Here is a 9,996-nt window from a genome sequence, read left to right as displayed (position 1 = left end):
AAGTGAGCGTTTAAAGGTCACATTTCCAAATAGAAACTGAATGCTTCTGTTATCACTCCGGCAGTACTCCCAGCCATCCTCCAGCTTTTTTTGCTTAATTGTTTTATCTAACGTCTCAAATATTTCTCCAACCCATTGCGTAAAGGCATTCTGGATCAGAATTTTCACTTGTTCTTCAAATTCAATAAGACTTTTTGTATCCTTTAATAATCTAGCAATTATTGATATAATATCCATAGGAAGACCTCTTTCTAAATGTATTCGCCTACTAGCGTACATTTGTTAACGAAATATTTAAATAAGAGTATATAATATTGATATAATAAAGAATTGAAAGAGGGTGAATTTATGACTAAAATTAAATCCCCATATATATCAAGAGTGAAAATTAAAAATTTCAGAAACTTCAAAGATATAGATGTAAATTTAAGTCATAAGCAAGTTATTATAGGTGAGAATAATGTGGGGAAAACAAATTTTTTAAAGGCTATCCAAATTATTTTAGACCCGAAATTTTCAGATGAAGATCGTTTTTTGAATGAATCAGATTTTTATGATGGTTTAGTGGAACCAATGAAAAATGGTGAAATAATTGAAATTATCATTGAGATACGGGGATATGAACACAATAAAACCGTTTTATCAATGCTATCTGATGCAACAATATCAGAAAATCCGCCTACCTTACGTCTAACCTATAAATTCTTTCCATCACAAGATACAAATGAGTATACATACACTATTTTTCAAGGGGATAGGCCAGAAGTACAGTTTACACATTTTCATAGAAAATTTTTAAATATTAAGGTTATCAATGCAATCCGCGATGTTGAAAGTGAAATGAGGAATTCACGTAAATCACCTATTAAAAATTTGTTAAGGGATTATGAATTTGATAAGGATGAACTCGAAGACATTGGTGCCAAATTAAAAGAACAAAGTAATGAGATATTATCAATTGACGAATTAATCGACCTTGAAAAGAAAATTAATAATAGATTTATAAATACAATGGGTAATCAATCTTTTTCAAAAATTTCTTTAGAAACGATAGATGTAGATCCTAATAGAATTTTAAATACATTAAAATTAATGATTGGTGAAGAAAAGCAAAGGCCAACAAGTGATACAAGTCTAGGAATCAATAACATCTTATATATTTCATTAATTCTTATATCATTAGAGGATAAAACCATTCCTACTTTATTAAAAAAAGAAAATTATATTGAACTATCAGAGGAAAGCGATAGTGAAATACTAGAGGAATGCTATGTGAAAAGTTCAAAAGGTAATTATTTTTTGAAAGATAACTTAGATGATGGATTAATGTTGAAGCTATATTCTTTTATGGATAATTATTCCCTTTCTAAAGAGGGTTTTACAATACTCGCAATTGAAGAACCAGAAGCCCATTTACATCCATCTTTTCAAAGAATTATTTATAAGGACGTAATGAAAAATAATACATCAGTATTAATGACAACCCATTCTCCATACATAACATCTGTTGCCCCATTGAACTCTATTGTTCATTTACGGACAACTCAAGAAGGAACGATAATTAATACAACTGCAGACTTAAATTTATCAGATAAAGAAAAACAAGATCTTGAACGTTATATTGATGTTAAGCGGGGAGAAATTTACTTTGGTAAGGGTGTAATTCTAGTAGAAGGCATAGCAGAAGAATACTTGATTCCAGCTTTTGCAGAAATACTTGGAAAACCGTTAGATTTAAAAGGTATTATTTGTTGCAACATTAATTCTACTAATTTCGATCCATATGTTAAATTCTTAGATATGCTAGGCATCCCATATGTATGTATTACTGATGGAGATTATTATGCTTGGGTAAAAGAAAAAGAAGAACCAAAAAGAAAATATCATATTGTGGTTGACGATTCACACATTTCAAATGGGTATTTAGGATTAGAAAGAATAGGAGATTTGCTTGTAAAATTGCAAAAAATCAATAATTCTAGTTTACCTAAAGATTTGGATGAACAGGAAGAACTTTTTGCAAAGAACGGATTTTTTATTGGATATTACACAATGGAAGTAGATATAATGGATGCTTGTTCCGAATCTAATCAGGGAAAAGATATAATTTGTAATATTTTCAATGAACTAACAACTGGTGGAGAACGTCAAAAGGAAAATTTTAAAAGGGAATTAAACTCTGGAGATTATTGGTCTTGTCTAAGAAAAATTGAAAACTGTGAAAACGAAGTAGGAAAAGGGAGATTTGCTCAAAGACTATCATTGATGTGTATAAAAGATCATATTCCTAAATATATTGAAAATGCAATTGATTATATATATAGCAAGATAGAAGAGGTAGGAAAGTATGAATAGTACATATCTAGAAAAGCTAGAACAGATTAAGAAAGATAAAGATCAATTTGCAGCTTTTAATTCCAATTGTAGTACAGTTGTTAAGGCTGGGCCGGGTAGCGGTAAAACGACGGTTTTAACTTTAAAAATCATGAAACTATTAAATGATAAAATTAAATATCCAAGAGGTCTTGCTTGCTTAACTTATAATAGGGAAGCGGTTAAGGAGTTTACGAATAGATTATATGAATTAGGATATGTAAAAAGAAACAATGTCTTTTTAGGAACAGTTCATGCTTTTTGTATTGCGGAGGTAATCAGCCCGTTTGCTCACCTTTATGATTATGATATTCCTTTGCCATTAAAAATTGTATCAGAAAAAGAAAAAAATAAACTTTTTAAAGATACGGTTATACAACTTAATTATGATCCTAATCAAATTAAGATAATTGATATGGACAAAGAAAGAACCTTAGGTATCGAAGGGATTAGTTGTGTTTCAGTTGAACCTTATGATATTGGCTTAAAAGTTGCTAAAGAATATGAAAATCGACTTCACGCAATGGGAATGGTTGACTTTATTGATATTGTAAAATATGCCACTTTACTCATCCAAAAAGAGGAATATGTAAGAAAATGCTTAGAAGCCAAATTTCCTTGGATATTAATTGATGAATATCAAGATTTAGGTAAGCCTTTACATGAGATGGTTCTTTCATTATTTCATAAAACAAATATAAAAATATTTGCAGTGGGCGACCCAGATCAATCGATTTATGGATTTAATGGTGCGATTCCTGACTATTTAAATGAGCTATACTCAAGTCCAAATATTGAAGCTATAGAATTAAAAACAAATTATAGAAGTCATCAGGATATTATTAATGCATCAATAATTGGATTAAACCAGCAAAATCGCAACTATGTTTCAGGTAAAAGGTTTGATAAAGATGCAGAGTTTCATTTTATAACTTGTGAGGAAGAAATGGATGACCAGTATAAGGAAGTGGCATACAGTATTATTCCCAGTTGTCAACAAAAAGGTATTCCATTAGAGGAAATCTGTGTTCTAGTTCATAGTGAAAAACAAATCCAGTCAATGAGGAAAATTTTGGATGAAGCTAATATACCATATTATATTTCTAAATTAGAATTTAAAAGAAGTGATATAGTAATTTGGCTTGAGCAATGTGCTTTATGGGTTATATCAAATTCTAATGTATCATTTTCTAGTTTGTTTGATTATTGGAATAATCTATTACAAAAACATAATCAAACAATAACCGCGGAAAGAAATATATTGGAAAGAAAAAGATTATATTCAATATTAAAAGAAAGTATTAAGCACTTTAAATCTTTGTATAAATGGTTAGAATTTTTAATCAAAAATTTAAAACTTCATTCGATTTTATATGATTCTGATATATATCCTGATGAAGTAGATAATTTAAATGCGTTAATTAAGGTTGCAAAAGATGGAAGTTTTCGAGATTTTGATATTACAAGATTTGCCAACTTAGGTAAGCCAATAAACCAAATAACATTATCAACTAGGCATAGTTCAAAAGGTCTGGAATTTGAAGTAGTAATATTATTAGGTATGGAACAAGGTAACTTTCCTTATTATAAAAATGAAAATGACCCAGAAAAGTTGGCTGAGGAGAGAAGGGTATTCTTTGTAAGTATTTCACGAGCAAAGCGGGTATGTTATTTGCTTCGTTCAAAAAAATACACTCGAAAAACTAGGTTTGGATATAAAACATTTAACTACAAACCGTCAATGTTTTGGGAAGAATTATATGAAAGTAAGAAGAATTTGGGTACTACTGTTAATTAACATTTTTGATTGGAATTGATTTTTTTATACATAAACTTATATATTTTGGAATGTTTTTTCTGAAATTCACAAATTGATAAAAAGGTTAGACAAAAGGGGGAATATAGATTTTTAGTAGAAAAAAGCTTTTAAATGATAATTTGGAGTATTGTCCATATTGTAATAGTAATCTTCAAGGTAATCCAATACCAAAGGAACAACAAATTGATTATGGAGCTACTCATTTTTCTAGAAAAATAGGAATTTCAAGTTTGGAAAAGGATATGGTTGTACGTTGGCAATGCCCAGATTGCCTACAAGAATGGGAGCGGTAAAAAAGGAGGAAGATAACACTTCCTCCTTTTTGTCTGATTTACAAGTTGCACTAACAACGATACTATACTATCCAGAAAATTTATAATTCATACATATAGGTTTAAATATACCTGCTCCCGTAATATTTAAGCCTTTTTTATATTGTCATTTATTTCCAATCAAAAAATTTAAATAAACCCTCAAATCTACCATTCATGACCCTAAATCGACCTGATATGGATAAACTGAATGTATCGTTACTAATACTGTCAATAATGGAGGTGGGTAATAAATGAAATGAGGTGATAGTCGATGTATGAAACAAGTTTTAATTCAAGAAGTGTTTTATACAACTTAGAACCTATTGGTTTAGGCACAGGCTTGGTTGAAAGTCTTAGCAGCTATTTGATTAGAGTAGCATATGAACATAACATCTTAGTGGGGGATTTATTTAATAAGATGATATTTCCACAAATGAATAAGAATTATTTAGTAAGAAGTTCTACTTATGGCGGCAATCGCTTTTACGAAGGATCAAAAACAATAAATGGATTTATGGAAAATGCAATTGAACTATCGAGGATAATGGAAGGGTTAACTTCCAGAGATGACCTATATAATCTTACTTTATATAAACTAAAGGACTTTATACCACTAAGAAATTTATTGAATGATTCGCTAGTTTGGTGTCCTGACTGCATTAGTATTTGGGAAAAGAATGAAAAGGTGATTTACTATCCTCTGATTTGGCATTTAAAACCAGTAAGGATTTGCAAAGAACATAATCGCTTTTTAATTGATAGATGTCCTGTTTGTAATAGAACAATAGATATTCTCCGTAGAGAGATGATTCCCGGCTGTTGCCCCAATTGTTCTTCTACATTATCCAATGATATTAACCAAAGATTAAATCTAGTAGAAATGGATTGGGAAATCTTTGTTTATGAAAATTTGGAGGATCTCATAAAAATAAATCCAAATAAAATTGATACACAGAGATTTAAATATTCATTTTTAATTAAATTAAACTTAATTAATGAGGAATATTTTGAAAATAATGTTGCTAGTTTTTCAAGATACCTAAATACTCCAAAGAGTACTCTCCGATATTGGCTAAATGGTCAAAACTTCCCTTGTTTAGATAATATACTTAGAATTTGTTTTAAATTAAACAAAAAAATTTTAGATTTTCTCTTAGAATCTCAAGAATTGAATGGTAATATATTTCAAATTAATGACAAGCAGGTCATTAATAATAAAAAGAAGCACACTCGGAAGCCACTTAATTACGATGTGATCAAGAAAAAACTAATAGAACTTTCTACTACGGAAACACCTATATCTATGAATTATGCTGCAAAAATTATTGGAAGAGATAGAAGGGTGTTGTACCGAAATTTCCCAGAGCTTTGTAAAGGAATATCGAAAAGATATAACGATTATGTAAAAGAAATGTCAGAGCGAAGGATTATGCGGTTAGAAGAACAAATTATGCAAGCATTCAATGAATTAACAAATGAAGGGATATATCCGAGCCGTAGGAAAATTGAAAAAAGGCTTGGTATGAATGGAGTTTTAAGAGAAAAAGTATTGCAAGATTATTGGAAAGTTCTTTTAAGACAAAGTGGTTTTGAGGAGAAGAAAAGGAGGAAATATAACATTGATGAATCAAAGTGAGTTTGATGAATGGGCTGAAAGATTGAAATTATCGGAGGAGGCAAAATTGGAAATTCAACGGATTAGACAGTCCCCTCCTGCAAGACGTGTCGGGGGAGGAAGATATAATGTTAGTGGAAGATACAGTAGTAAAAAGATGGGTGTGACCATTCAATTTGAAAGTCATAAGGTTGAATTACCAGCCATCTATATGATGGAATTCAATGATGATGTTCTAGAATACTATGATCAGCCTCCCCAAATAAAAGTTAATTATTTTCAAAGTAAAAAACATAAAAATAGAAAAATGGCTTATTGGTACACAGCAGATTTTTTTGTGATTGAAAAGGAAAGAGCCTACTGGGTAGAGTGGAAAACAGAAGAAGAGCTTGTTAAAAAGTCACAAGAAAAACCAGATAGATATTATAGAAAAGATGGTCGATGGGAATTTGCACCCGGAAAAAGTTATGCTACACAGTTTGACTTAGATTTTCTGGTACGCTCGAATTCAGAGATTAATTGGATACTTCAACGAAATCTTGAATTTCTGGAGGATTATATTATCAATGAGCATATACTTGAAAATTCAACTATCCTGAAAATTAAGGAGTCAATATTATCAGCACCGGGTTTAACATTACTAGAACTTATTCAACTTGGAGAGGAACAATTTACTGCTGATGATATATACGCCTTAATTGCAAATAATACTATCTATATTGACTTATATAATGACTTAATTTCCGAACCTGAAAATGTAACTGTGTATTTAAATAAAGAACAGTTTAAAGGATTCTCAATAGTAGAAAAGTCAAGCAGAAAAAGTAAAAGTTCAAGTAAGATTGATTTAAAGAGCGGGCAAAAGATTTTGTGGGGAGATACGGTCTGGGAAATTCTACACTATGATCAAAGTAACAATATTATCTTTTTACTTCAAGATGGAGAAAAAGAGCATAAAGAAATGCCTCTCGAAGTATTTGAATCATTAATTTCCGATGGTTATATTGAGGGGATTAATAATAACGTTTCTAATAATGATAAGGTTACAGAATTAATTACTCAAGCAAATGAAAAAGATTTAGAAACTGCAAATAAAAGATATGAAGTCGTAATTAAAGTTTTAAATGGGGAAAAGGTAAAGCCGGAAAATGTAACACAAAGAACTGTACGAAATTGGGTAAAAAAATATAAAGATGCAGAGGAATTACATGGAAATGGTTTTGTAGGCCTCTTACCTAAAACAAAATATAGAGGTAACCGAGAAGATAAACTTCCTAAAGAAACGAAAGATTTAATGGAACAAATGATCACTGAAAATTATGCAACTATCAAGTCTAAATCTGCAAGAGCGGTTTATCGTGAATTTTTAGTGAAATGTGAGGACTTAAAAATACCCGATGCATCATATAAAGCATTTTGGAAAGCGATTAAGCGTCGTTCTAAATATGATATAGAAAGAGCTAGAAAGGGCCGAAGAGCTTCTTATAAATATGAAGAATTTTATTTTGAATTAGAATTTACTACTCCAAAACATGGAGAACGAGTTTTCAATATAGCACATATTGATCATACAGAATTAGACATCGAATTAGACATTAATGGTAAGGAGTCAGCACGACCGTGGCTCACATTAATGATTGATGCTTTTTCTCGCCGTATTCTTGCTTTTTATTTAACGTTCGAGGCACCGTCTTATCGCTCCTGCATGATGGTTATTCGAGAATGTGTAAAAAATTATAATCGATTGCCAAATTATATTGTGGTTGACGGAGGAAAAGAATTTAATAGTGTATATTTTGAATCCTTGCTTGCATTTCATAAAGTTCATAAAAAAGAAAGGCCTGCAGCAAAAGCAAGATTTGGAAATGTTGTCGAAAGGGTATTTGGGATAACAAACAAGTTCTTTATTCATAACTTACAAGGTAATACTCAAATATCAAAAAATGTAAGACAAGTTACTAAATCTGTTAATCCAAAAAATCATGCTGTATGGACACTTGAATTATTACATGAAAGAATAGATAGTTGGATAAAAAATGTACATGACAACATGGAAAACCCAACACTTGGTCAAACGCCAAAAGAAGCTTTTGAAGAATCAATTGCGATTTCAGGTAGTCGACCAAATACCTATATTCCATATAATGACACATTTATTTTAATGACATTACCTTCTCCAAGTGGAAAAGTGCGTAAGGTTCATCCGGGACAAGGTATAAAATTATTGTATTCGTATTATTGGTGTAATGAATTCCGAGATCCGAAAATCGAAAATACAAAGGTAGAAGTTAAGTATGATCCGTTTAATATCGGTATTGCCTATGCATTCATAAACAATGAATGGGTCAAATGTTTATCAGAGGAATATAAATATTTACATGGAAAAACTGAAAAGGAAATTAAATTAATCGCAGAAGAAATTAGAAAGAAAAAGAGCGTACAATCAAGATCCAATTCAATAACTGCTAAAATGATTGCTAGATTCATTATAGAATCTGAGTCAATAGAAGAAAAATTAAATGAAGAAAAAAATAAAGTAGCTGAAGTAAAAAGAGACTTTAAGGTCGTTGAAGTACAAAATGATGTTGACAAGGATTATAGTAAAAAGGAAATTAATGTAGATGAGGACATAGATGAAGATGAATTAGTGGATTATGGGGAGTTATCGATATGACAAAAGGTAATAGAAAATTTAATGAAGGGCTGTTATTAGAGTCGAAGGAAAAAAGACTTGATTTCTTTAATAACTATACAGTTTCACATCCAAAATTAGAAAAAGCACTAATAGAATTAAAAAAATCCATATATTCACCTGAAAATTTTAACGTAATTATGATTGTTGGTCCTTCAGGAGTTGGAAAATCAAGATTATTTGAGCAAACATTAATATCAGTTTCAAAAGATATGGCAGAAGAAATGGAACAAGATAGAAGTATCATTCCAATAACTGGGATTGAGTTACCGAATCCAGACTTGGGAAAATTTAATTGGAAAGATTTTTATTATCGTGTTCTTTCATCTTTAAAAGAACCACTTATTGATTGTAAAATAGATGTTCATAAAAATGTAGGAAATAAAAATAAGAAAAAAGTAGATACTCAAAAGGCTGAAACCGCACCTGAATTACGTAGATCTATAGAAAAAGCGTTTCTAAATAGAAAAACTAAAGCTTTACTAATTGATGAAGCACAACATTTTTTTGATGTTGGTACAGCAGTTAAAATGCAAAGGCAGTTTAATTCAATAAAATCATTATCAAATATGGCAAATACAAAAATTGTCCTATTTGGTACGTATGAACTTAATGCAGTAATAAATCTAGATGGGCAATTGTCTAGAAGGGTTCATGAAATTCACTTTCCAAGATACGATTATAGTAAAGCTGAAGAAATTAAAATGTTTAAAAATATGCTATATTCTTTCCAAAGAGCATTACCTATAAAAGAAGAACCAAATCTTGTTAAACTTCATGAGTATATTTATGAAAACTCTATAGGATGTGCAGGAATCGTAAAAAATTGGTTGCAAAGATGTCTTTCAGAAGCAATTGATAATAATGAAGAGTCAATTACAATTAAAAATCTAGAAAGAAATGCAATGAATACTAAAAAATTGCTCACTTTGGCTAAGGAAGCTAATAGTGGTGAATTAGATTTTATAGAAAGTAAAGAAGATAGAGAGGAATTAAAAGCGTTATTAGGAACAAAAGAAATCAAAACAACAAAACAAACGAGAAAGGGAACTGCTACACCCGGAAAGAGAAAACCTGAAAGAGATGCCGTTGGCTAACTTTTAAATCGGAATCATATAAAAGAATATTATTAATCAAAAACTGAGTGGTTTTACTACTCAGTTTTTATTTTAAATAAAGAGAG

The 9,996-nt window shown here is 30.3% G+C and carries 6 protein-coding genes; 5 read left to right on the top strand and 1 reads right to left on the bottom strand.

What is annotated here, in order from left to right; genetic code table 11:
* Nucleotides 1-237: UPF0236 family transposase-like protein (locus BT1A1_RS14100; protein ID WP_034772389.1), on the bottom strand; the 237-nt coding region annotated here is incomplete at its 3' end.
* Nucleotides 238-348: 111 nt separating this feature from the next.
* On the opposite strand from BT1A1_RS14100, the gene BT1A1_RS14095 reads away from it, so the two are divergent.
* The 5 genes from BT1A1_RS14095 (at nt 349) to BT1A1_RS14075 (ending at nt 9,910) form a co-directional block, all read left to right on the top strand.
* The gene (locus BT1A1_RS14095; protein WP_197057106.1) at nt 349-2,355 is read left to right on the top strand and encodes an ATP-dependent nuclease; all 2,007 of its coding nucleotides are present in this window, start codon (nt 349-351) and stop codon (nt 2,353-2,355) included.
* Nucleotides 2,348-4,171, top strand: coding sequence for an ATP-dependent helicase (locus tag BT1A1_RS14090; protein WP_034772388.1), 1,824 nt, complete (start codon nt 2,348-2,350; stop codon nt 4,169-4,171). The genes BT1A1_RS14095 and BT1A1_RS14090 overlap by 8 nt, the downstream gene beginning before the upstream one ends.
* A 606-nt stretch (nt 4,172-4,777) precedes the next feature.
* The gene (locus tag BT1A1_RS14085; RefSeq protein WP_051989153.1) at nt 4,778-6,142 is read left to right on the top strand and encodes a TniQ family protein; all 1,365 of its coding nucleotides are present in this window, start codon (nt 4,778-4,780) and stop codon (nt 6,140-6,142) included.
* Entirely contained in the window at nt 6,129-8,795 is a 2,667-nt protein-coding gene (locus BT1A1_RS14080) for a TnsA endonuclease N-terminal domain-containing protein (RefSeq protein WP_156103251.1), read from the top strand. Before BT1A1_RS14085 ends, BT1A1_RS14080 begins: the two co-directional genes overlap by 14 nt.
* Nucleotides 8,792-9,910: a TniB family NTP-binding protein gene (locus BT1A1_RS14075; RefSeq protein ID WP_034772385.1), complete on the top strand. Its 1,119-nt coding sequence runs from the start codon at nt 8,792-8,794 to the stop codon at nt 9,908-9,910. The genes BT1A1_RS14080 and BT1A1_RS14075 overlap by 4 nt, the downstream gene beginning before the upstream one ends.
* Nucleotides 9,911-9,996 lie beyond the last annotated feature (86 nt).

This window comes from Caldibacillus thermoamylovorans (genome assembly GCF_000751775.1).
Classification (GTDB): Bacteria; Bacillota; Bacilli; order Bacillales; family Caldibacillaceae; genus Caldifermentibacillus; species Caldifermentibacillus hisashii.
This window is presented reverse-complemented; position numbering and strand designations above follow the sequence as displayed.